This window comes from Steroidobacter cummioxidans, assembly GCF_003104955.1.
Genome location: NZ_LSRW01000032.1, coordinates 31,928 through 53,842, shown reverse-complemented (window position 1 = coordinate 53,842; position 21,915 = coordinate 31,928). Strand labels below are relative to the sequence as shown.

The following is a 21,915-nucleotide window of genomic DNA, read 5'->3' as shown; positions in this document are numbered from 1 at the left end:
AGAAGCAAGAGTTGCGCGCGCTGAACGGAAAAGATCTCGTCCAAAGACGACCGAAGTATTTTCGCCAGCTCGTGCTCAAGGGCGACAACGCCGCTGCGATCGTGGTCGACACGAAACAGGAGCTGGACGGCCTGAGCGATGCGCAGATCGCCACGGCCGCCGAAGCAGCGAAGTCGCGCGGCAAGGAAGGCAAGTACGTGTTGACTCTGCTGAACACGACCGGCCAGCCGGCGCTCGCGCAACTGAAGAATCGTGCGGTGCGCGAGCGCTTGTACAAAGCCTCCGCCGGTCGCGGCTGGGGCGGCGAGCTCGACACGACCAAGTTGATCGCCGAGATCGTCAAACTGCGCGCCGATCGCGCCAAGCTGCTGGGCTATCCGACGCACGCGGCCTACGTGCTGGAGGATGAAACAGCGCTGACTGCCGACGCCGTGAACAACATGCTGAATCAATTGGCGCCCGCCGCAGTGGCCAATGCCAGGCGCGAAGCCGCCGACATGCAGCAGCTCATCGATGAGCAGGCCAAGGCCAACGCCACGCCGGCGTTCCAGCTGCAAGCATGGGATTGGGATTTCTATGCCGAGCAGGTGCGCGCCAAGCGCTACGCCTATGACGACGCGCAGGTGCGGCCGTACTTCGAGCTCAATCGCGTGCTCGTCGATGGCGTGCTGTTCGCCGCTCAGGAGCTGTATGGCTTGAAGTTCAAGGAGCGCAAGGATCTGCCGGTCTATCAGCAAGACGTGCGCGTCTTCGAAGTGACCGATCGCGACGGTTCGCAGCTCGGCCTGTTCCTGTTCGATCCCTATGCCCGCAGCAACAAGCGCGGCGGTGCGTGGATGAACAGCTTCGTCGAGCAGTCACGACTGTTCGGCAACAAGCCCGTCGTCACCAACACCCTGAACATTCCCAAGCCGCCAGCCGGCCAGCCGACGCTGCTGACTTGGGACGAAGTGACCACGACGTTCCACGAGTTCGGCCACGCCATCCATGGCCTGTTCTCGAGCGTGCAATACCCGCAGTTCTCCGGCACCAACGTGCCGCGTGACTTCGTCGAATACCCGTCGCAGTACAACGAAATGTGGGCGACCGAGCCGCGGGTGCTGGCGAACTACGCCAAGCATCATCAGACCGGCGCGCCCATGCCGAAGGCGCTGATGGACAAAGTGCTGGCCGCACAGAAGTTCAATCAGGGCTATGCAACGACGGAATATCTGGCCGCCGCCATCCTCGATCAGCGCTATCACCAGCTGCCCCCAGGCAAGACGCCGGCGGCCGGCGATATTGCCGCCTTTGAGGCGGATGCATTGAAGTCGGCCGGGGTGGATTTCGCGCCGGTGCCGCCGCGTTATCGCTCCACCTATTTCCTGCACATCTTCTCCAGCCCGATCGGCTACTCGGCCGGCTACTACGCCTATATCTGGAGCGAGGTGCTGGCGCGGGACACCGAGCACTGGTTCAAGACCCATGGCGGCTTGAAGCGGGAGAACGGGGATCTGCTGCGCTCGAAGGTGCTGTCCAAGGGATTCAGTGCGGATGCGCTGACCATCTTCAAGGATTTCTACGGCACAGCACCGCAGATCGGGCCGTTGCTGGAAGCCCGTGGCCTGACCGGTGGGACGGAGGGCTCGGCTAACTGAACCAGGCACCCGTCGGCGCTGTAACACGCCGGTAAATAACGCGAAAAGGGCGGCCGATGCTGTATGCTGGCCGCCCTTTTTTCTGCCGGATAAGGACTCCCATGCGCGCGTTTCTTATAGCAGCGGTCGGATTCGTGGTGTTCGTGGCGGCGATCAAGCTATTCGCCAAGGAGCCCGCTGCGGGCGCCGCACATCCCGCCACCGCCGGCGCCCCGCTGACCGGCAGCGAGGACGACAAGGCTTTCTACGCGCTCGGTGTGGCCGTATCCCAGAACATTGCGTCGTTCGATTTCACGCCGGCGGAGCTGGAGAAGGTCAAGCAAGGCTTCACCGATGGCGCGCTGGGCAAGCCGTCGCAGGTCGATGTGGCGACCTACATTCCGCGGCTGCGTGAGTTGCAGGGCGAGCGCATCGCCGCCGCTGCCAAGGTGGCACTCGACAAGGCTGCTGCCGAGCCAGGCGCGAAGCGCCTCGAGTCCGGCCTCATCATCACCACCGAAAAAGAGGGCACCGGCCCGTCGCCGAAGGCCACCGACACCGTCAAGGTGCACTACCACGGCACGCTCCCGAACGGGAAAGTGTTCGACAGCTCGGTCGATCGCGGCGAGCCGGCGACGTTCCCGCTGAACGGCGTGATCCCCTGCTGGACCGAAGGCGTGCAGCTGATGAAGGTGGGCGGCAAGAGCAAGCTGGTGTGCCCGGCTGCCATCGCTTACGGCGAGCGCGGCGCGCCGCCGGATATCGGCCCCGGCGCGACGCTGATCTTCGACGTGGAGCTGCTCGGCATCGAGACGCCGCCCGCCGCCGAAGCTGCCAAGTAATCGATCCTGCGCTTTAGTAAATATCGGAGAGCATCACCGTGATTGCAGCTCGGCTCCTGTTCGCGCTGTTCCTGTCCGTTGCGGCTTCGTTGTCGCTCACGTCGGCGCAGGCAGCGCCGGTCCAGGGCACGGACTACACCTTGATCACGCCGCCGCAGCCGCAGACCACCACCGGCAAAGTGGAAGTGATCGAGTTCTTCTCATACGGCTGCCCGCACTGTTACCACATGCACCCGCTGTTGACCGAGTGGCAGAAGACCCTGCCGGCGAACGCGGTGCTGGTCAAAGTACCGGTGTCGTTCGGCCGGCGCGAGTGGGGCCAGCTGGTACGCGCGTATTACACGCTGGAGTCGATGGGCGAGCTGGAGCGGCTCGATGGCAAGCTGTTCGACGCGATTCACGCGGCGGGCGAGCAGCTGATCGATCTGGATTCGCTGGTGGGCTGGGCCGCCAAGCACGGCGTCGATGCAAATAAATTCCGCTCGCAATTCAACTCGCCGGAAATTACGGCGAAGGCCATGCGAGCGGATCAGCTGTCACGCGACTACAAGATCAACGGCGTGCCGACCCTGACGGTCGCCGGCAAATACCGCGCGGTCGGCAAAGACTACCCCGACATGCTGCGCATCACGCGAGAGCTGATCGACGTCGCCGCCGCGAACTAGTCTTAGCGGGCGGTCCTCGCAATGAGGACCGCCCGCTCATTCCGCTACTTGATGTCGTAGACCAGGTTGATCGTGGTCAACGTATCGGTCTTCTTGAACTCCGGCGGCGGGCTGGAGTTGTGCCGCACCCCGTAGCCAACCGCCAGCGCCAGCACGTCCGTCATCTTCACCTGCAGCGAAATGTCGTTCTGCATGAACGTATTGTCCGAGCCGGATTCGGTGATGAACTTGTTGGTTATCGAGGTCGTGGCCGTGAGCTTGTGCTCGAAATCGAGCGTGCCTCGGAACACCACTTCGCTGTCGCTCCTGCCCGCCTCGATCAGCTCGCCGGTCACAGGATCGAACGAGCTGCGCGTTTCGAAGAACTTGTAACCGGCACCGACGGTGCCGACCATGGTCGTGTTCGGGCGGTCCATGAAGCGGCGACCCACACCGCCGGACAGCGTGGTCTGATACTCGAAGCCGCTGAACTCGTCCTCTTCGTAGCGCCCGGCGCCGAACAGGAAATTGCGCTCGGTGAATTTCCAGCCCAGCTCACCGAACGTTTGCCAGCGATTCGCGGTTTTCCCATTCTCGTCGGAGGCATACAGCGCAGCGCCACCGACCGTGTTCTTCCACTTGTCGGTCTCGTACTTCATGTTGATCCGGGCGTTGGCGGTCTCGGTATTGGTGTTGCCGCTGGCGAATACCAAACCTGCTTCTGACTTGCCGGTCCACTCTGCATGCGCCGGCAGCGCGGCGGCCAGTGCCGTGGCCGCAAAAAACAATCGTCGCATCAATACAGCTCCGTAAACAAAAAGCGCCCGTCCCGCGAACAACGGGAACATATAGCGGTGCAATATGGAAGCAGAAATACGTAATGCTTCCAACACGGACGCGAGTTCCCGTCGCCTGCAGCCGACGCTCGGCGGCCTTGAATCGACCGTTGACGAAGCCGCATCCACTGTTCGGCGACAGTCGAATCAAAAAGGGTTTTTCAACTGCCGGCCAGTGCTTCACAATCCACGGATGACCTCGTCCGATAGCCTCCGCGCCGCCCAGTCCGGGCCCGTCTATGAGCAACCGCTCAATGAGCGGATGCGTACTTTTCTGCGTCTGGACTTTCTGTATCACCAAGCGTTGTTTCACGAAGAGCGCGAAGACCCATGGTCGACCCGCGCTGCCATGAGCTCGCTGCTGGAAATCCTGGCGATTACCGCGCGCGGCGACATCCGCAGCGAAGTGCTCAAGGATCTCGAGCGGCAAATGACGGTGATGCACGACTACGCCAGTCGCGCAGGGGTCGACAACTCGCGCCTCAAAGCGGTGCTGAACAACCTGACGCGGCTGCGGACCGAGCTCAATTCGGTCGGCGCGCTGTTCATGCAGCGGCTGCGCGATTCGGAATTCCTGAACTCGATCAAGCATCGCAGCACCATTCCCGGCGGCACCTGCGAATTCGATCTGCCCGATTACCGCCATTGGCTGGACCAGCCGTTCGCGGTGCGCTCCAAGCAATTTGGCGATTGGATGGCCACCATCCGGCCGCTCTGCGACGCCGTCACGGAGCTGCTCTGGCTGACGCGGGAAGCGGCGCGGCCGCGGCCCGAAGTCGCGGCTGGCGGCGTGTTCCAGATCGCGTTCGATCGCGAAAACCCCTGTCAGCTGTTACGTCTGGCCCTGCCGGCCGGCACGCAGCTGTTCCCGGAGATCAGCGGCAGCCACCATCGCTGCAGCATCCGCTTCCTGTCGTGGAACGATGTGAATTCGCGGCCAGTTCAGGCCACAGAGGATGTGCAGTTCCAGCTCACTGTCTGCACTTGAATCTGTCATGACCGTGGTTCGTTGCCCGACCTGCGACCGTCCAGTGGAGTGGACGGAAGCCTCCCGCTGGCGCCCGTTCTGCAGCGAGCGCTGCAAGCTCATCGATCTGGGCGCCTGGGCGGCCGAGAAACACGCCATCCCCGGCGCTGGTCTCGAGACCGAGGATGGCCCGAAGCGGGATCGTGGCGAGCGCGACGACGACTAGCGCTCGCCCACCCCATTAGCGGCCTGCCGCCACAGCAGGCCCTCCCGCCTCCATGTGCAACGACTTGACCAGGAACGCCCACTGGTCGGCGTAGTCCTCGATCTGCATCCAGACCGGCTTACCGGCCCCGTGGCCGGCGCGCGTCTCCACCCGCAGCATCACCGGGTTGGCACAGCTCTGCGCCTCCTGCAGGGTCGCAGCGAACTTGTAGCTGTGCCAGGGAACGACGCGATCGTCTCGATCCGCCGTCGTCACCAGTGTCGGCGGATAACAGACCTTGTGGACGTTATGCAGCGGCGAGTAAGCCAATTGCGCACGGAATTCCGCCTCGTTCTCGCTGAGGCCGTAATCGCTGGACCACTGACGCGCATTGGCGCTGGGCGTGTGGTAGCGAAGCATGTCGAGCACGCCGACCCCGGGCAGTGCCGCGCCGAATAAATCCGGACGCTGTGTCATCACTGCACCTACCAGCAAGCCGCCGTTACTGCGCCCGCGAATCGCGATCTTCGCCGGCGATGTGTACTGCTCGGTCACGAGGTACTCCGCAGCGGCGATGAAATCGTCGAACACATTCTGCTTTTGCAGCTTGGTGCCCGCCTCGTGCCAGGACTCGCCGTACTCCGAGCCGCCGCGCAAGTTCGCCACCGCGTACACGCCGCCCATCTCGAGCCACACCAGCACCGGCACGCTGAACGACGGCTGCTGGGCGATGTTGAAACCGCCATAGCCGTAGAGCTGCACGACGTTCTGTCCGTTCAGCACCAGATCCTTCTTGTGCGCGATGAACATGGGCACCTTGGTGCCGTCCTTGCTCTTATAGAACACCTGCTTGACCACGAACCCGCTGGTGTCCGCGGCGAGCTTCGGCGCGCGGAACAGCTCCGTCTCGCCAGTCGCGACATCCAGGCGCGAGATCGACATCGGCGTCAGGAAGTCCGCGTACGCAAAGAAGGTCTCGTTATCGTCCACGCCACCTTCGAAGCCCTGCGCCGTACCCAGCCCGGGCAACCTCACGTCGTACTGCACCTTGCCGTCGAGATCGAACACGCGCACCAGTGAATGGGCGTCCTGCAGATAGCGCACGATGATGCGGCGTCCGACGATGGATACCTCATCCGCCGAGAACGGCCCGGCCGGCAACACGACGCGCGTTTCCTTCTTGCCCGCCACCGGCATCGCGATCACTTGCCCGTTCGGTGCGCCGAGGTTGCTGCGGATGTAGAAGACATCGTCGATCTCGGCGATGAACTCATAGTTCGCGTCGAAACTGTCGATCAGCCGCACCAGCTCGCCCGCCGGCGCGCCATCGCGACCGAGCTTGCGATAGTAGATGCCGGTGGACTGCGAGCCGTCGTACAGCCAGAAGATCGCGTAGCGACCGTCGTCCGAGATCTGCACATACGGATTGCGCGTCGGATGGTCGGTGACTTTGAAGATCAGCGGGTCGCGCGCAACGTCCGTGCCGAGCTTGTGCCAGAAGACTTCGCGCTGCTTGCTGTCGTCGCCCTGGCCATCCGCCTTCAGCGGGAAGCGCGCGTAGTAAACGGACTTGGAATCCGCCGTCCAGGCCACTGGCACGAACTTGATGAAGCGCAGCACATCGGGCAGATCCTTGCCCGTCTCGACATCGCGGAAGTGCCAGGTGCGCCAATCGGTGCCGCCGTCGGAGAGGCTGTAAGCGATCAGCCGGCCGTCCGGGCTCGGCACGAACTCACTCAGCGCCACCGTCGCATCTTTGCTCAATTGATTGGGATCGAGCAGCACCCGCGGCTCGGCGCCGAGCCGCTCGGTGATGTACAGCACGCTCTGGTTCTGCAAACCGTCATTGCGTAGATAGAAGTAGCGATTGCCGCGCTTCAGCGGGGTGTCGTAGCGCTCGTAGTTCCACAGCTGCGTCATGCGCTGCTTGATGCGCTCTCGCGCCGGGATGGACTCGAGGTAGGGCTGCGCCAACGCGTTCTGCGCCTGGATCCAGCTCTTGGTATCGCCGCTGGCGGCATCTTCCAGCCAGCGATAAGGATCGGCGACGCGCGTGCCGTGGTAAGTGTCGATATGGTCGATGCGCTTGGTCACCGGATACTTCAATGCCGGCGGCTTTGAGGCGTCGGCAGGCACGGCGGAGGTGCTGGCCGTCAGGGGCTCGACTCCACAGGAGCCAAGCAACAGCAACGCGGGTAACAACAGCAGGATCTTCCTTCGCATGGTTCTCTCGCTCGAACACTAGGATGACGTTGGCGCGACGGGCGCTGATGCTCCTGCCCTGGAGCGTGCGCTTAGTGTAACGTCGTCATTCCATTCCCGGCGCAACTCTCATGCGGTATACAACGACCAACGTCGCGATCCTTGCGACCTGCCTGATGGGCCTGAGCTTGTCCACTCCTCCCAGCCATGCCGAACCCCTGACCGTCGCCCGCATTTTCGCGGATCCCGATCTCTCCGGCCCCCGGCTGCGCGAGCCCAAGTTCTCCCCGGACGGGCGCTATGTCACCTATCTGCAGGGCAAGGCCGACAACAAAGATCAGCTGGATCTGTGGGCTTTCGACACCCGTAGCGGCACCGCCCGCGTGCTGGTCGACTCACGCAAGCTGGTCGGCAATGAGGAGAAGCTGTCGGCCGAAGAGGAGGCCCGACGCGAACGGCAACGCACCGCCTCGCTACGCGGTATCGTCGAATATGAATTCTCCAGCGACGGCAAACGCCTGTTGATTCCGCTGGGCGGCGATTTGTATCTGTACGATCTGGAGGCCAAGGCCGAGCCGGTGACTCGCCTCACCAACAGCGCCTCTTATGAGACCGACGCGAAGCTTTCGCCCGCCGGCCATTACGTCAGTTTCATTCGCGACCAGAACCTGTTCGTCATCGATCTGCGCACCCGCCAGGAGCATGCCATCACCACCGACGGCGCCGGCCTGGTACAAAACGGTGTGGCTGAATTCGTCGCTCAGGAAGAGATGGGCCGCAACACCGGCTACTGGTGGTCGCCGGACGATTCACACATCGCGTTCACTCGCATCGACGATGCGCCGGTGCAGGAGGTCGAACGTTTTGAGATCAATGCCGATGGCGCACGCATGTTTCGTCAGCGCTACCCCGCCGCCGGCACGGCCAACACGAAGGTCGAGCTGAAAGTCGTCGCGCTCGCAACGTCGAAGATCACCGACCTCGATCTCGGCCTGGGCGACGGTTATCTCGCGCGCGTCAAATGGTTTCCGGATTCCAAGTCGCTGGCCGTGCAGCGCCAGACGCGCGAGCAGAAAAAGCTCGATCTGCTGAAGATCGATATCGCCTCCGGTGCGTCTCGCGTGCTGCTGACTGAAACCAGCCCGCACTGGGTCGAGCTGAACGACGATTTCAAATTCCTGCACTCCAAGCCGCAGTTCATCTGGAGCTCGCGCCGCACCGGTTACAAACATTTGTACCTGTACGATCTCGACGGCAAGCTCTTGCATCCGCTGACGGCCGGCGAATGGATGGTGGTCGGCGACGGCTCCGAGAATGGTTTGGTGGGTGTCGATGAAGCCGCGGGCCGCGTGTACTTTCTGGGTTCGAAGGACTCGCCGCTGGAGCGCCATCTGTACTGGGCCTCGCTGACGAAAGATTCTTCAAACCGTGTCACGCGCGTATCGCGCGAGGCCGGCTGGCACGATGTGAAGTTGCTGCCGGGCGGCCGTGGCTATCTGGATGTGTACTCCTCGCCAAACAGTCCACCGTCGGCGAGCCTGCGTAAGCCGGATGGTTCGCTGGCACACTGGCTGCTGCGCAATCCGCTCGATGCGACTCACCCGTATCATCCCTATGTTTCCAATCAAGTCACCGAAGAGTTCGGATCGGTGACAGCCAGCGATGGGCAGCAGCTCTACTATCGGCTGATGAAGCCCGCGAATCTGGTCGCTGGCAAACGTTATCCAGCGGTCATCGACGTTTACGGCGGCCCACACTTCCAATACGTACGTAAGGACTGGATGGGCGGCGCGCGCGCCACTCAAGGTCTGTTCCGTCAGGTACTCGCGCAGAATGGATTCGTCGTGCTGACACTCGACAATCGCGGGTCTGGCTTCCGAGGCAATCAGTTCGAGACTGCCATCGCCGGCCGCACCGGCAAAGTGGAGATCGAAGATCAGCTGCGCGGCGTCGAATATTTGAAATCACTGCCGTTCGTCGCGGGCGATCGCATCGGCATCATGGGCTGGAGCTATGGCGGCTACATGTCGCTAATGGCTCTGACGACGACCCAAGCCTTCCGCGCCGGTGTCGCTGGCGCACCTGTGACGGACTGGTCGCTCTATGACACGCACTACACCGAGCGCTATCTCGGCACTCCGCAAAACAACGCCGAAGGCTATCGCAGCAGCGCGGTCATTCCTTATGCCAACGCATTGCACGGCTCGCTGCTGCTGGTGCACGGCATGGCGGATGACAACGTGCTGTTCACGCACAGCACGCGCCTGATGCAAACGTTGCAGTCGTTGGATAAGCCGTTTGATGTGATGACGTATCCCGGCGGCAAGCACGGGCTCGTGCGGATGCCGCAGCAGGGCAAGCATTACTACGAGATGGTGCTGCGGTTCTTTGGGCGCGAGCTGAACTCGCCGGAGAGCTAGGTCCGCGCGGCGCGCAAGGCTGGGATCATCGGACGGTCGGCTTCCAGCAAGCCCACCGTCTCGAGCTCATCGAGCGTCACCCATTGCAGCGGCTGCCCTTCCACTGACCTGGGCTCACCGGTGTAACGCGGCACCAGCCACAAATCGAGCAACACACGACGATCCGAGTAGCCGTGCTCGTACTTGATCAGCTGCGTCGCCTCGATGACTTCGACGCCCAGCTCTTCGCGCAACTCGCGTTGCAATCCCGCGATCGGCAGCTCCTGCGGCTCGAGCTTCCCGCCCGGAAATTCCCAGCCCCCAGCCATGTGCTTGCCCGGCGGCCGCTGCGCAATCAGGACCCGCCCCTGCTCATCGAACAAGGCGCCGGCGACGACGTGAATCATGATTTGTAGGTCCGCTCTCTAAGATGCATCGGCGACGCGGATCATACGCTGAATCGCCGATGACTCGTGGGCAGGAGGTAGCCCCTGCCCACGAGCGTTTACATCAGCTCCTCAGATCGAACCGATCCAACGTCATCACCTTGGTCCAGGCATTGACGAAGTCCTTCACGAACTTCTCGGTCGCATCGCTGGACGCATAGTGCTCGGACACAGCACGCAGCTCCGTGTTCGCGCCGAAGACCAGATCCACGGTGGTGGCCGTCCACTTCACCGCGCCGCTGTTACGATCGCGACCCTCGTAGATGCCTTCGGCACTGCCGGACTTCTTCCATTCCGTCGACATGTCGACCAGGTTCACGAAGAAATCGTTGGTCAGGCTTTCCGGACGAGTCGTGAGCACGCCATGCGTAGTGCCACCGGCGTTTGCCTTCAGCACACGCAGACCGCCGACCAGCACCGTCATTTCCGGCACAGTCAGGTTCAGCAACGAGGTGCGCTCGACCAACGCTTCAGCCGGCGGCTGCGCATTGTCTTTCGCCAGGTAGTTGCGGAAGCCATCGGCGGTCGGCTCGAGCAGCGCAAACGACTGCACATCGGTCATGGCTTGTGTCGCATCGGTGCGGCCCGGAGCGAACGGCACCGTCACCGTGTGACCCGCATTCGCAGCGGCCTTCTCGATCGCCGCGCCGCCTGCCAGCACGACCACATCGGCGAGCGAGACTCGCTTCTTGTCACGCTGCGCGCTGTTGAAGCGCTTCTGAATGCCTTCCAGCACCGGCAGCACGCGAGCCAGCTCCTCCGGCTGATTCACTGCCCAGCTGTTCTGCGGCGCCAGGCGAATGCGAGCGCCGTTTGCGCCGCCTCGCATGTCTGTGCCACGGAACGAAGCAGCCGATGCCCACGCTGTACGCACCAGCTCCGGAACGGTGAGACCGGAAGCAAGGATCTGCGACTTCAGTGTGGCAACGTCAGCGTCGTTGATCAGCGGATGATCGACGGCGGGCACAGGATCCTGCCAGACGAATGTTTCCTTCGGCACCATCTTGCCGAGGTAGCGAGACGCCGGTCCCATGTCTCGATGCGTCAGCTTGAACCACGCGCGCGCGAACGCCGCCTCGAACTCCTTCGGATTCTTCAGCCAGCGCTGCGTGATCTTGCGATACGAAGGATCTTCCTTCAGCGCAAGGTCGGTCGTGAGCATGATCGGCGCGTGCCGCTTGGTTGGGTCATGCGCGTCCGGCACGAGGTTCGCCGCTGCGGGATTCGACGGAATCCACTGCGTGGCACCCGCCGGGCTCTTGGTCTGCACCCACTCGAACCCATACAGGTTCTGCAGGAAGTTGTGAGTGAACTGCGCCGGGCTCACCGTCCACGCGCCTTCCAAGCCGCTGGTGACCGTATCTACGCCCTTGCCCGTGCCGCACTTGTTCTGCCAGCCCAAGCCTTGCTCTTCGATGCTCGCCGCTTCGGGCTCGCGACCCACACAATCTTTGGGTTTGTGCGCACCGTGCGCCTTACCGAAGCTGTGGCCGCCGGCGATCAGCGCCGCGGTCTCCTCATCGTTCATACCCATGCGACCGAACGCCTGGCGGATGTCACGTGCCGCGGCCAGCGGATCCGGCTTGCCATTCGGGCCTTCCGGATTCACGTAGATCAGACCCATCTCGGTGGCACCGAACGGACGCGCCAGCTCACGATTGCCGCTGTGACGCTTGTCCGTCAGCCACTCGCCTTCCGCACCCCAGTTGACCTCTGCAGGCTGCCAGCCGTCGACCCGACCACCGGCGAAGCCCAGGATCTTGAAGCCCATGTCTTCCATCGCGACGGTGCCCGCGAGCACCATCAAGTCCGACCACGACAGCGCGCTGCCGTACTTCTGTTTGATCGGCAGCAGCAGGCGCTGTGCCTTATCGAGACTCGCGTTGTCAGGCCAACTGTTCAGCGGCGCAAACCGCTGCATGCCGCCATCTGCACCACCGCGTCCATCGACCGCGCGATACGTGCCCGAGCTATGCCACGACATGCGAATGAAGAACGGCCCATAGTGGCCATAATCCGCGGGCCACCAGTCCTGCGACGTGCGCATCGCGGTGGAAAGGTCCTTCTTGACCGCGTCGAGGTCGAGCTTGGCGAACGCGCTGGCATAGTCGAACCCGGCGCCCAGGGGATTGGCCGAGCTCTCGCTCTGGCGCAGGGACGTCAGGTTGAGCCGGTTGGGCCACCAGTAATCGTTGTTGGGAGCAGGGGTCTGCGCGCCTGCCAGGCTCGGCGCGATCGCCATGATGCCCACCACACAGGCGGCCATCAGCGAGGGGCTTTTCTTCGGCATTGGATCTCCAATTGATTTTCTCAATAAGCGCCTCGCACCCGCAGCGAGGCGGTGGGAGGCTAGAGATCCAGCTAGACTGGGTCCAATCTATATTCACTATCCCAGCGATAGGCATTCTGCGAGCCACACCGTGTGGCGCCCGCAGTCAGGGTCTTCGGTTGCGTGTGCAACGGCACGGAAGCCGTGCACGGCCAGCAACTCTCGATACTCCGCAGGCGACAAGCTCGCATGGTACAGAGGCTCGTCCTGATACGAGCCCATCGCGACGCCATGGCCGGTTCCCGACGTGAACAGCAGCGGCGCACCGGGGTTGGCGTACTGCTTGAAGATAGGAAACATTGCTCGCTGGTGCTCGTGCGACAGGTGAAAGAAGCTGTCCCAGGCGATGAGCGCATCGAAGGTTCGATGCAGCGCCAGCGTGCGCATGTCGGCGACGATCCATTCGTTACGGGGAAAGCGCGCGCGGCACTTTTCGATGAGCGGCGGCGATGAGTCCACTCCTGTCACGTTGTAGCCACGCTCGATCAGATACTTCGCGATGGGCTGACCGGAGCCGCAGCCGATATCGAGAATCGACGCACCCGGCTGTAGCAGCGCTGTGAACCGATCCATCCACGCTCGCTCGATCACCAACTCCGGGCGGCGGTCTCGGTCCCACGCGTCGGCGTGGCGCTGATACAGACCAACGATGTCTTCAGGATTTGCTGTGTCGGACATGCGAGCAACGACTCCATGACTCAAGTCAGTTGAGGTCATTCGACCGTTTTGATCCTGACAGTGGTTCCATCTGGAATATCGCGCAGCTGCCGATGGAGATCGCCCGTAACTCGAAAGTGCTCGACCGCCGGCACGGGGTTGAGATTGCCGACCTCATATTTTCCTTCCTTGAAGATCGGCAGGAAGACATAGGTATAGCACTCGTCGGGCCGCAAACTCTTGCCCGCGCTTTTGAGCGCCTCTATCAGATGGGGCATGAACCACTCGTCGGCCTGCTCGGCCTGGAGGAGCTCCAGGAATTCCTCACGCGATCCTGCGACGAGCGTTATCTCCGCCGTCCCAGTGTTCAGCCAGTAGATCTCAGGCCCGCCCTGCTGAAAGAACACATCGCCTAGCGTACTTGCCATGACTGGCTCGAACTCATCCGGCAAGAGCCAATCCCACGCCGTATAGAGAGAGGCAAGCGCCTCGGCACTCGGCAGGAAGGACAGATCGTTCCTATCCATCGTCATGGCCCTCGGGTCAATACGCGAGCGTGGCGCTAGCCTCCGGCTGGATTTCTCGAGGCAACCCCGGCGCGCCGGCCCTTCTGAATGAGCGCAGCGACTCCCGCGGCACCGAACGTCAGAACCAGTCCGATCCCGAGCTCGAGCAATGAGACCAACGCATTTACTGTTTGCTCGAACGAGAAATCGGGGAACGAGGATTCGGGTGCCGTCGCCAGAATCGCCCAGTAGATCACATCGGGAATGGCGCGCGTCACAACGAAGAGTCCGACTCCGACGAAAACCAGATCGCGCCACTCATCGAGTGTCACCGCGCTCGGCTGCACCGGCACACTGCCACCCCGCAGCAACTTCGACGCGAGCGTCGCGGGAAACAGCCACAAGACAACGACCGCGACCAACTGCATCACCATGGAAATTAGAAATGGCTTCGAAGAAACAGCCACGTCCTGATAGGTGGTCAGCAGGACTCCGACCTGGCCAAGCAAACTAAAAAACCAGAAGATGACCAGCAATCGAATCCCTACGATCAAGATCTGATGTGGAATCACATCGCCTCCTAATTGTTCTTGGCCTAATCAGACCTCAAAGCTTCGTCGACAACCAGATCGCAAACGACGTTGCGCCCTTCACTATCCAGCGCAGCACGCGATACAGGCCCCTGCTTTCCCCGCCGTGTGCGACAGCATGCTCTTCGTGTTCCTTCTCGTCGCGGCGAATGGATTCGACGGCCGCCAGCGCTTCTGGATCCTGCACACCCAGCACCGCGACCTGATGTTCAAGATGATCGTTGACGGTGTTCTCGATCGCCGCGGTACAGACCCAGATAGCCCGTTCGCCGAACAGCGCCGTGACGGTGCCGAGCATCCATCCGCCGGCCATCCACAGCGGCAGGGCATGGCACGGCCGGACGTTTCGCGCCTTCAATAAACGATCGAAAGTTTTGAAATGAGTGAGCTCGTGCCCGAGCATGTGCTCCAACGCCGGGACACACCCTGGATGCAGCACCCGCGCGATAGCGATCTGGCTCCGATAGATCCGGATCGCCCCGCACTCACCCGCATGATCGACACGTAAGATCTGATCGACGGTCTGGGCCGTAGTCACTCGAAGTCCTTTAACCGAGCGCAAACAAACGCGCCGCGTTTTTCAACGCGGCGCGCCTTGATCGATCGAAGCTCAAGCGGTGACTGGGCTAACCCTGTCCCGCCAGCGCTCCGTGACAATGCTTGAACTTCTTCCCTGAGCCGCACGGGCACAGCTCGTTGCGGCCGACCTTTTTCGTCTCACGCACGAACTGCGCGACGGGCTCGCCCGTTTCGGCGGCCATCGGCTGGGGTTCTTGCGCAGGAGCTGTCGGCGCGGTGATTTGTTCCGGAGCGGCGTGCTGGAACTGCATGGCGCGCGCGAGGCGAGCCTGGCGCTCCTGCTCTTCACGCTCTTCACGCTCGACATCGGCCTGCGTGCGCAGTTGCATGCGAGAGAGCATCGACACAGTGTCGTGCTTGATGCGATCGAGCATGGCGGTGAACAGCTCGAAGGCTTCGCGCTTGTATTCCTGCTTGGGGTTCTTCTGTGCGTAGCTGCGCAGGTGAATGCCCTGGCGGAGATAGTCCATCGCAGCGAGGTGCTCGCGCCAGTGCGAGTCCAACTGCTGCAGCATGATGGCCTTCTCGATGTGACGCACGACGGGGGCGCCGTACAGCTCCACCTTGGCCTCGTACGTCTTGTCGATGATCTCGTGGATGCGCTTGCGCACGCCCTCTTCGACCAGGTTCTGGTCTTGTTCCAGCCAGGCCTTGGGATCGATTTCGACGGCGAAGTCCTTCTCGACGGCCTGTTTCAGGCCCTCGATGTCCCACTGCTCTTCCAGGCTGCCGGGCGACACGTGCCGATCGATCAACGCATTGACCACCTCCTGACGAATGCCGGCGATGGCATCGCCCACTTCCTCGGCGGCCATGAGATCGGTGCGCTGGTTGTAGATGACCTTACGCTGATCGTTGGCGACGTCGTCGTACTCGAGCAGGTTCTTACGAGCATCGAAGTTGTGGGCTTCGACCTTGCGCTGGGCGCGCTCGATCTGTTTCGAGAGCATGCGGCTCTCGATCACTTCGCCTTCCTTCATGCCGGCGGTCTGCAGCCAGCGTTTGACGCGCTCGGGATCGCCGAAGATGCGCATCAAGTTGTCTTCGAGCGAAAGATAGAAACGGCTCGAGCCCGAGTCACCCTGACGACCGGAACGGCCGCGCAGCTGGTTGTCGATACGACGGGATTCGTGACGCTCGGTGCCGACGATGTGCAGGCCGCCGGCGGCGAGCACTGCCTCATGACGCTGTTTCCACTCCTCGCGCACGCGGGCCTTGGTCGCATCATCGACTTCGCCCATGCCCTGCAATTCGACTTCCAGGTTGCCGCCGAGCACGATGTCGGTACCGCGGCCGGCCATGTTGGTAGCGATGGTCACTGCGCCGGGACGGCCGGCCTGTGCGACGATCAGCGCCTCGCGCTCGTGCTGCTTGGCGTTCAGCACCTGGTGCGGAATCTGTTCTTTTTCGAGCAGCTTCGACAGCAGCTCGGAAGTTTCGATGGACGTGGTGCCCACCAGCGCCGGCTGGCCGCGCGACACGCAGTCGCGAATGTCCTCGATGATGGCTGCGAACTTGTCGTTCTGCGTCAGATACACGAAGTCGGGATGATCTTTGCGGATCATCGGCTTGTTGGTCGGAATCACCACCACTTCCAGCCCATAGATCGACTGGAATTCGAACGCTTCGGTATCGGCCGTACCGGTCATGCCGGCCAGCTTCGAATACATGCGGAAGTAATTCTGGAATGTGATCGAGGCGACCGTCTGGTTCTCTTCGCGAACCCGCACGCGCTCTTTCGCTTCGATGGCCTGATGCAGACCGTCCGACCAGCGACGGCCCGGCATGGTGCGGCCGGTGAACTCGTCGACGATGACCACTTCGCCGTTGCGCACGATGTACTCCACATCGCGGTGGTACAGCGAGTGAGCCCGGAGCGCCGCATTCAAGTGATGCATGATGCGGATGTTGGCCGCGTCGTACAGGCTCTCGCCCGCCTGCAACAGACCGGCTTCGGCAATCAGCTGTTCGGCGTGCTCATGGCCGGTGTCGGACAGATGCACCTGGCGAGACTTCTCGTCGGCCCAGTAGTCGCCCTCGCCTTCCTCGCTTTCCTGACGCTGCAGCTTCGGCGCCAGCTCGTTGATCCGCAGGTAGAGCTCGGTGCTCTCCTCAGCGGGTCCGGAAATGATCAGCGGCGTGCGGGCTTCGTCGATCAGGATCGAGTCCACTTCGTCGACGATGGCGTACGCGAGCCCGCGCTGCACGCGGTCCTCGAGCCGGAACGCGAGGTTGTCGCGCAGGTAGTCGAAGCCGAATTCGTTGTTGGTGCCGTAGGTGATGTCGGAGTTGTAAGCGGCGCGCTTCTCCTCCGGGCTCTGGCCGCTCTTGATCACACCGACGGTCAGGCCGAGGAAGCGATAGACCCGGCCCATCCACTCCGCGTCACGCGAGGCCAGGTATTCGTTGACCGTGACCACGTGCACGCCCTTGGCGGGCAACGCATTCAGGTAGGCACCCAGCGTCGCCATCAGCGTCTTACCTTCACCGGTGCGCATTTCGGCGATCTTGCCCTGATGCAGCACGGTGCCGCCGATGAGCTGAACGTCGAAATGCCGCATGCCCAGCACTCGGCGGGCAGCCTCTCGGGTCGCGGCAAAGGCCTGGGGCGCAATGTCGTCCAGGGTCTTGCCCTGGGCCAGCAACTGACGGAACTCCGCCGTCTTGGCCTGCAACTGCTCGTCGGACAGCGCCCGGAAGGATTCTTCCAGGGCATTGGTCTTGTCGACGATCCGGGAATAACCGCTCAGAAGCCGCTGATTGCGACTGCCGAACAGCTGGGTCAGCCAATTCGCCACGCTGAAACTCCGGGGATGGGGCCGTCAGGGCCCACAAAAGCCTGTTGGGAAAAGCCCATTATTGTACACGCGCGCCCGGCGACTCTAATTACGGTCTCGCCAGCTGCATGCTGGAATGGCCGGGGCGCCGCATGGCTTGGGGCGGCTTACCGCGAAAACAAGCTGAAGAAGCGCTTTTTTACCGACGCACGAATGTCATCGGATCCACGGCGCGGCCCTGCTTGAGCACCTCGAAATGCAGGTGCGGGCCGGTGGAGCGGCCAGTCGAGCCGATCAGCGCGATGGCCTGGCCTTTCTGCACGGTGTCGCCGACCTGCACCAGCGCCTTGGAATTGTGCGCGTAGCGGGTGACGTAGCCGTTGCCGTGATTGATCTCCACTGTCCGGCCGTAGCCGAAGCGCTCCTTGGAATAAGTCACCACGCCCGAGGCGACCGCCACCACCTGCGAGCCAGCCGGGCCCGCGAAGTCGATGCCGCGGTGATAGGCGTTACGACCAGTGAATGGATCGGCGCGATAGCCGAAGTGCGAGGAAATCCAGCCCTGCAACACCGGCCGGCCGTCCGGCACCACCTGGCGGCTCAGGTTGCGCGTGGAAATCATGCTTTCCAGCACGCTCAGCTGGCGCTCGCGGTCGCGGATCTGGTTGGTCAGGTCATCGAGCATGGCGGTCAGCTCGGGGGCGGCGACGGTGGCACCTTCCACCAGGCCTTCGGGACCGCCGACGGCGGGCTCGCTATCGAAATTGAATTCGCCCTTGTCGAGATTGGCCATCTCGGTGAGCCGGCGGCCCAGGGCATCGAGGCGGATCACGTGCGCATTCATCTGGCCGACGCGGCTGGTCAGCGCATCGAGCCGTTCTTGCAGATCGCGCCGGGCATTGGCCACTTCGAGCCGCTGCTGCTCCAGTTTCGCGCCCCACTCCGTAACCTGCGCGGCCGGGTTGAGAATGAAACCGCCGCGACCGAGCTGGATGCCGGCGAACAGCACGCCGGCCAGCACTATCGTCACAGTCGCTATCGTCACCGTCATCGCCAAGGGGCGGCCAAGCTCGAACTGGCGAGCCTTGCCGAAGCGCCTGGAGAACACGATGACGTTCATTTGATCACTACCTTCTCTCTTTCGCGCCCTAAACGGCCAGTTTCCACTGACGGCACGATAAAACGTTCACACCCGCCTTGAACTTGCCCGCTTCCAGCGACAAGGTTCGCGACGTGACGAGCCGGTTTGATGGCCCGAGCAGAACTGCGGTGGACGTAGAACCGAATGTTCGAGTTGTACATCCTGGCAACCCCGCTATCGTGGCGCGGCCCGCGATGTGCGTACCTGCAGCCGTAGACCGGTGGCTTTGCGTCCCCGCCTTTCGACGGGTTTGCCCTTAACAGTGCCCGGAATATGCATAACGTAGTGTCCAAAGATCAAGCGCCTGGCGCGCATATTGACGCTTTCAGCGTATGACTGATCGTTTCAAACCGCTGGGCGAGACCGTTGGCCCGTTATTCGCGCAACTCGAGCAGCGCGTGGCAGCACACGTCGAGCTGACCGAGCGGATCCGCGCCGCGCTCACAGGTCCGGAAAAAGATCATGTGGTGTCAGCAAGTTGCCGCGGCGACACGCTCGTGGTGCTGGCGGATTCGGCGGCCTGGTGCCCGCAGATTCGTTATGCCCAGGCGCAGCTGTTGGAAGTGTTAAATGCGTCGCCTGCCAGCGAAGGTGAGAGGCAGGTCACAAAAGTAAAAGTTCGCGTCGGCAGGAAGCTGCGCGACTCGACTGAGCGTTAACGGCAGATTTTCGCGCTGACCGGCTGACTGGCCAGCCACAGCGAGAACTGAACCGGCTGTGGCATGCGTATGCTGCTTAATAACAGCGGCACCCGCGGTCCGATCAAGCAGCAGCTCACTTCTTAAGCGCTGACCATCGCGGCCGCAGGTACATAAGAGATCGGCGAGTCTTTCGGGTTATCGAAAGTCACCGGCTGCCACGCGTTCGGCGTGTTGATCAGCTTGCGGACCAGCTGATTGTTGAGCGCGTGGCCGGATTTGTGGCCGCTGAATTCGCCGATCAGGCTCTTGCCGAGCAGGTACAGATCGCCGATGGCGTCGAGGATCTTGTGTTTGACGAACTCGTCCTCGTAGCGCAGGCCGTCTTCGTTCAGCACGCGGTACTCGTCCAGCACGATGGCGTTGTCCATGGTGCCGCCCAGCGCCAGATTCTTCGAGCGCATGTATTCCAGGTCGCGCATGAAGCCGAAGGTGCGCGCGCGGCTGATCTCTTTCAAATAGGAGGTCGTGGAGAAGTCCATCGACGCGGTCTGCGAGCGCTTCTTGAACACCGGGTGGTTGAACTCGATTTCCATGTTCACCTTGAAGCCGTTGTACGGCTCGAAGCGCGCCCACTTGTCACCATCGCGCACTTCCAGCGGCGCGAGGATGCGGACGAAACGTTTCGGCGCGGGCTGCTCTTCGATGCCCGCCGACTGCAGCAGGAACACGAACGGACCGGCGCTGCCGTCCATGATGGGGACCTCTTCGGCGGACAGGTCCACATAGGCATTGTCCAGGCCGAGACCGGCAAATGCCGACAACAGATGTTCGACTGTCGAGACCCTGGCCTCGCCATTGAACAGGGACGTGCCGAGCGTGGTATCGCCGACGTTTTCGGCATACGCGCGCACGTCCACCGGCTCATTCAGATCGGTGCGACGGAACACAACGCCGGTGTCTACCGGCGCCGGACGCAGCACCATCAGCACTTTTTTACCGGAGTGGAGGCCGACGCCGGTCGCGCGGATGGTGTTCTTGAGGGTTCGTTGTCGCAGCATGAGGGGTTCCAAGCGGCGCAGACCCTAACACTGCCGGCAAGTGAACGGCAAGCCTCTGACTTGCCGTTACTTTTGCTGACATTGAAAAAGGACTTTCACCGCTCACGAATGAATCGACTTGCCAACCTGCAACGAAGTTCCAGCGGCACCATGCATGTTCCCCATGTAACTCATAGAGAGAGTTGGTACCGCCCGCCGCAGATCTCCCGCGGGATTTTTCCCCGGCCGTGCTCCTTGGGCCGCACAGCCTTCGGGTCAGCAGTCGTGCTTCATCGGGCCGTTCCGCCTCAATCCGCCTGCCGACGCAAAAACGCCGGAATATCCAGCATCGACGTATCTTCAGCGGTCAGACCGTCGCCGACCGCGCGACGAGCGGCACCTGCGTGCGGATCGCGCTGGTTACGGATATAGGTCGGAACGTGCAGATCGTCGAGCGTGGGCACGCTGCCACGACGGCCGCCGGGGATGGCGGTCATGCGACGCGTATCCTGCTGCGGCGCCTGCATCTGCGTCCCCGGACGACCGATGCCCGTGGCCACGACGGTCACGCGAATCTGCTCGCTCATTTCCGGATCGATCACGCAGCCGACGACCACGTTGGCGTCCTCGGAGGCGTACTGCTTCACCGTATCGCCGACGATGCTGAACTCGCTGGTACGCAGGTCCATGCCGGCGGTGACATTGATCAGCAGGCCATGCGCGCCCTGAAGATTCACATCTTCCAGCAGCGGGCTGGAAACAGCGGCTTCGGCAGCTTCACGCGCACGATTCTCACCGCGAGCGATGCCCGTGCCCATCATGGCCATGCCGGTTTCGGCCATCACGGTACGCACGTCGGCGAAGTCGACGTTGATCATGCCGGGACGGGTGATCAGTTCGGCGATGCCCTGCACCGCGCCCTGCAACACCTGATTGGCCGACTTGAACGCGTCGAGCAAAGTCACATCGCCGCCCAGTACGGTCAGCAGTTTCTGGTTCGGGATGGTGATCAGCGAGTCGACATGTTTGCTCAACTCGGCGAGGCCACGCTCCGCGGAGCCGTGACGCTTCCGGCCTTCCATCTCGAACGGCCGGGTCACGACCGCGACGGTGAGAATGCCCAGTTCCTTCGCGACCTGCGCCACGACCGGAGCCGCGCCCGTGCCGGTGCCACCGCCCATGCCGGCGGTGATGAACAGCATGTCCGAGCCTTCGATCATTTCGATGATGCGGTCACGATCTTCCATGGCGGCCTGACGGCCCACTTCCGGATCGGCGCCTGCACCCAGGCCCTTGGTGATGTTGCAGCCGATCTGCAGACCGACTTTCACCTTGGAGTGCTTCAACGCCTGCGCGTCGGTGTTGATGCAAATGAAATCCACGCCTTCGATACCGGCCTGGATCATGTGAGCGACCGCGTTTCCGCCGCCGCCGCCTACGCCAATCACTTTGATGACGGCGCCTTGGTTTTCTGTATCAGCAAGTACAAACATCGTTAGTC

At 62.3% G+C, this 21,915-nt stretch carries 19 protein-coding genes and 1 riboswitch; of the genes, 7 read left to right on the top strand and 12 right to left on the bottom strand.

Features of this window, described 5'->3' with window-relative positions:
• From D0550_RS16900 to D0550_RS16890, 3 genes are all read left to right on the top strand, one after another.
• On the top strand, nt 1-1,637 hold a 1,637-nt coding region (locus D0550_RS16900), incomplete at its 5' end, for a M3 family metallopeptidase (protein ID WP_153067205.1).
• A 101-nt stretch (nt 1,638-1,738) separates the two neighbouring features.
• Nucleotides 1,739-2,458 carry an FKBP-type peptidyl-prolyl cis-trans isomerase gene (locus tag D0550_RS36420; protein WP_116810363.1) on the top strand — a complete coding sequence of 240 codons (720 nt, stop codon included), beginning with the start codon at nt 1,739-1,741 and terminating at the stop codon, nt 2,456-2,458.
• A gap of 38 nt (nt 2,459-2,496) precedes the next feature.
• Nucleotides 2,497-3,123: a thiol:disulfide interchange protein DsbA/DsbL gene (locus D0550_RS16890; protein ID WP_161965876.1), complete on the top strand. Its 627-nt coding sequence runs from the start codon at nt 2,497-2,499 to the stop codon at nt 3,121-3,123.
• A 44-nt stretch (nt 3,124-3,167) separates the two neighbouring features.
• Here D0550_RS16890 and D0550_RS16885 read toward each other — a convergent pair whose 3' ends face one another.
• Nucleotides 3,168-3,899, bottom strand: a complete 732-nt coding sequence (locus D0550_RS16885; RefSeq protein ID WP_161965875.1) for a DUF481 domain-containing protein — start codon at nt 3,897-3,899, stop codon at nt 3,168-3,170.
• Nucleotides 3,900-3,963: 64 nt separating this feature from the next.
• Between D0550_RS16885 and zapD the strand changes: the two genes are divergently transcribed.
• Together zapD and yacG are read left to right on the top strand one after the other, a co-directional pair.
• A complete protein-coding gene (gene zapD / locus D0550_RS16880) occupies nt 3,964-4,926 on the top strand; it encodes a cell division protein ZapD (protein WP_116810360.1) in 963 nt (320 codons plus the stop codon).
• A 7-nt stretch (nt 4,927-4,933) separates the two neighbouring features.
• The gene (gene yacG, locus D0550_RS16875; protein WP_116810359.1) at nt 4,934-5,131 is read left to right on the top strand and encodes a DNA gyrase inhibitor YacG; all 198 of its coding nucleotides are present in this window, start codon (nt 4,934-4,936) and stop codon (nt 5,129-5,131) included.
• Nucleotides 5,132-5,146: 15 nt separating this feature from the next.
• Here the strand turns inward: yacG and D0550_RS16870 are convergent, their stop codons facing one another.
• Nucleotides 5,147-7,333 (bottom strand): prolyl oligopeptidase family serine peptidase, encoded by a 2,187-nt coding sequence (locus tag D0550_RS16870; protein ID WP_116810358.1) that lies wholly within the window; start codon nt 7,331-7,333, stop codon nt 5,147-5,149.
• Nucleotides 7,334-7,443: 110 nt separating this feature from the next.
• On the opposite strand from D0550_RS16870, the gene D0550_RS16865 reads away from it, so the two are divergent.
• Nucleotides 7,444-9,732, top strand: a complete 2,289-nt coding sequence (locus tag D0550_RS16865) for a S9 family peptidase (protein ID WP_206606352.1) — start codon at nt 7,444-7,446, stop codon at nt 9,730-9,732.
• Here D0550_RS16865 and D0550_RS16860 read toward each other — a convergent pair.
• From D0550_RS16860 to D0550_RS16825, 8 genes are all read right to left on the bottom strand, one after another.
• Nucleotides 9,729-10,118 carry an NUDIX domain-containing protein gene (locus tag D0550_RS16860; RefSeq protein WP_206606351.1) on the bottom strand — a complete coding sequence of 130 codons (390 nt, stop codon included), beginning with the start codon at nt 10,116-10,118 and terminating at the stop codon, nt 9,729-9,731. The two genes, D0550_RS16865 and D0550_RS16860, sit on opposite strands and share 4 nt — an antisense overlap.
• A gap of 103 nt (nt 10,119-10,221) precedes the next feature.
• Nucleotides 10,222-12,447 carry a catalase/peroxidase HPI gene (katG, locus tag D0550_RS16855; RefSeq protein WP_116810357.1) on the bottom strand — a complete coding sequence of 742 codons (2,226 nt, stop codon included), beginning with the start codon at nt 12,445-12,447 and terminating at the stop codon, nt 10,222-10,224.
• 96 nt (nt 12,448-12,543) lie between these two features.
• A complete protein-coding gene (locus D0550_RS16850) occupies nt 12,544-13,164 on the bottom strand; it encodes a class I SAM-dependent DNA methyltransferase (RefSeq protein WP_116810356.1) in 621 nt (206 codons plus the stop codon).
• A 35-nt stretch (nt 13,165-13,199) separates the two neighbouring features.
• Entirely contained in the window at nt 13,200-13,676 is a 477-nt protein-coding gene (locus D0550_RS16845; protein WP_116810355.1) for a T6SS immunity protein Tdi1 domain-containing protein, read from the bottom strand.
• Between the two features lie 29 nt (nt 13,677-13,705).
• Nucleotides 13,706-14,221 carry a hypothetical protein gene (locus D0550_RS16840; protein WP_116810354.1) on the bottom strand — a complete coding sequence of 172 codons (516 nt, stop codon included), beginning with the start codon at nt 14,219-14,221 and terminating at the stop codon, nt 13,706-13,708.
• 34 nt (nt 14,222-14,255) lie between these two features.
• Nucleotides 14,256-14,777: a demethoxyubiquinone hydroxylase family protein gene (locus D0550_RS16835; protein ID WP_161965873.1), complete on the bottom strand. Its 522-nt coding sequence runs from the start codon at nt 14,775-14,777 to the stop codon at nt 14,256-14,258.
• A gap of 88 nt (nt 14,778-14,865) precedes the next feature.
• Entirely contained in the window at nt 14,866-17,616 is a 2,751-nt protein-coding gene (secA, locus tag D0550_RS16830; RefSeq protein WP_116810352.1) for a preprotein translocase subunit SecA, read from the bottom strand.
• A 178-nt stretch (nt 17,617-17,794) separates the two neighbouring features.
• Nucleotides 17,795-18,715, bottom strand: a complete 921-nt coding sequence (locus D0550_RS16825) for a M23 family metallopeptidase (RefSeq protein ID WP_116810351.1) — start codon at nt 18,713-18,715, stop codon at nt 17,795-17,797.
• A gap of 182 nt (nt 18,716-18,897) precedes the next feature.
• Nucleotides 18,898-19,001, bottom strand: a riboswitch (cyclic di-GMP riboswitch).
• A 67-nt stretch (nt 19,002-19,068) separates the two neighbouring features.
• Here D0550_RS16825 and D0550_RS16820 point away from each other — a divergent pair.
• A complete protein-coding gene (locus D0550_RS16820; protein ID WP_116810350.1) occupies nt 19,069-19,395 on the top strand; it encodes a DciA family protein in 327 nt (108 codons plus the stop codon).
• A gap of 122 nt (nt 19,396-19,517) precedes the next feature.
• On the opposite strand, the gene lpxC is transcribed toward D0550_RS16820, so the two are convergent.
• Both lpxC and ftsZ read right to left on the bottom strand, forming a co-directional pair.
• Nucleotides 19,518-20,435, bottom strand: coding sequence for a UDP-3-O-acyl-N-acetylglucosamine deacetylase (gene lpxC / locus D0550_RS16815; protein WP_116810349.1), 918 nt, complete (start codon nt 20,433-20,435; stop codon nt 19,518-19,520).
• Nucleotides 20,436-20,722: 287 nt separating this feature from the next.
• Nucleotides 20,723-21,907 (bottom strand): cell division protein FtsZ, encoded by a 1,185-nt coding sequence (ftsZ, locus tag D0550_RS16810; protein WP_116810348.1) that lies wholly within the window; start codon nt 21,905-21,907, stop codon nt 20,723-20,725.
• Between the last annotated feature and the right edge of the window lie 8 nt (nt 21,908-21,915).

Bases quoted from the DNA above. Each gene is read 5' to 3' on its own strand.
- D0550_RS36420 (WP_116810363.1), top strand. From the start codon at position 1,739: ATGCGCGCGTTTCTTATAGCAGCGGTCGGATTCGTGGTGTTCGTGGCG.
- D0550_RS16885 (WP_161965875.1), bottom strand. From the start codon at position 3,899: ATGCGACGATTGTTTTTTGCGGCCACGGCACTGGCCGCCGCGCTGCCG.
- zapD (WP_116810360.1), top strand. From the start codon at position 3,964: ATGGAAGCAGAAATACGTAATGCTTCCAACACGGACGCGAGTTCCCGT.
- yacG (WP_116810359.1), top strand. From the start codon at position 4,934: ATGACCGTGGTTCGTTGCCCGACCTGCGACCGTCCAGTGGAGTGGACG.
- D0550_RS16870 (WP_116810358.1), bottom strand. From the start codon at position 7,333: ATGCGAAGGAAGATCCTGCTGTTGTTACCCGCGTTGCTGTTGCTTGGC.
- D0550_RS16865 (WP_206606352.1), top strand. From the start codon at position 7,444: ATGCGGTATACAACGACCAACGTCGCGATCCTTGCGACCTGCCTGATG.
- D0550_RS16860 (WP_206606351.1), bottom strand. From the start codon at position 10,118: ATGATTCACGTCGTCGCCGGCGCCTTGTTCGATGAGCAGGGGCGGGTC.
- katG (WP_116810357.1), bottom strand. From the start codon at position 12,447: ATGCCGAAGAAAAGCCCCTCGCTGATGGCCGCCTGTGTGGTGGGCATC.
- D0550_RS16850 (WP_116810356.1), bottom strand. From the start codon at position 13,164: ATGTCCGACACAGCAAATCCTGAAGACATCGTTGGTCTGTATCAGCGC.
- D0550_RS16845 (WP_116810355.1), bottom strand. From the start codon at position 13,676: ATGACGATGGATAGGAACGATCTGTCCTTCCTGCCGAGTGCCGAGGCG.
- D0550_RS16825 (WP_116810351.1), bottom strand. From the start codon at position 18,715: ATGAACGTCATCGTGTTCTCCAGGCGCTTCGGCAAGGCTCGCCAGTTC.
- D0550_RS16820 (WP_116810350.1), top strand. From the start codon at position 19,069: ATGACTGATCGTTTCAAACCGCTGGGCGAGACCGTTGGCCCGTTATTC.
- lpxC (WP_116810349.1), bottom strand. From the start codon at position 20,435: ATGCTGCGACAACGAACCCTCAAGAACACCATCCGCGCGACCGGCGTC.
- ftsZ (WP_116810348.1), bottom strand. From the start codon at position 21,907: ATGTTTGTACTTGCTGATACAGAAAACCAAGGCGCCGTCATCAAAGTG.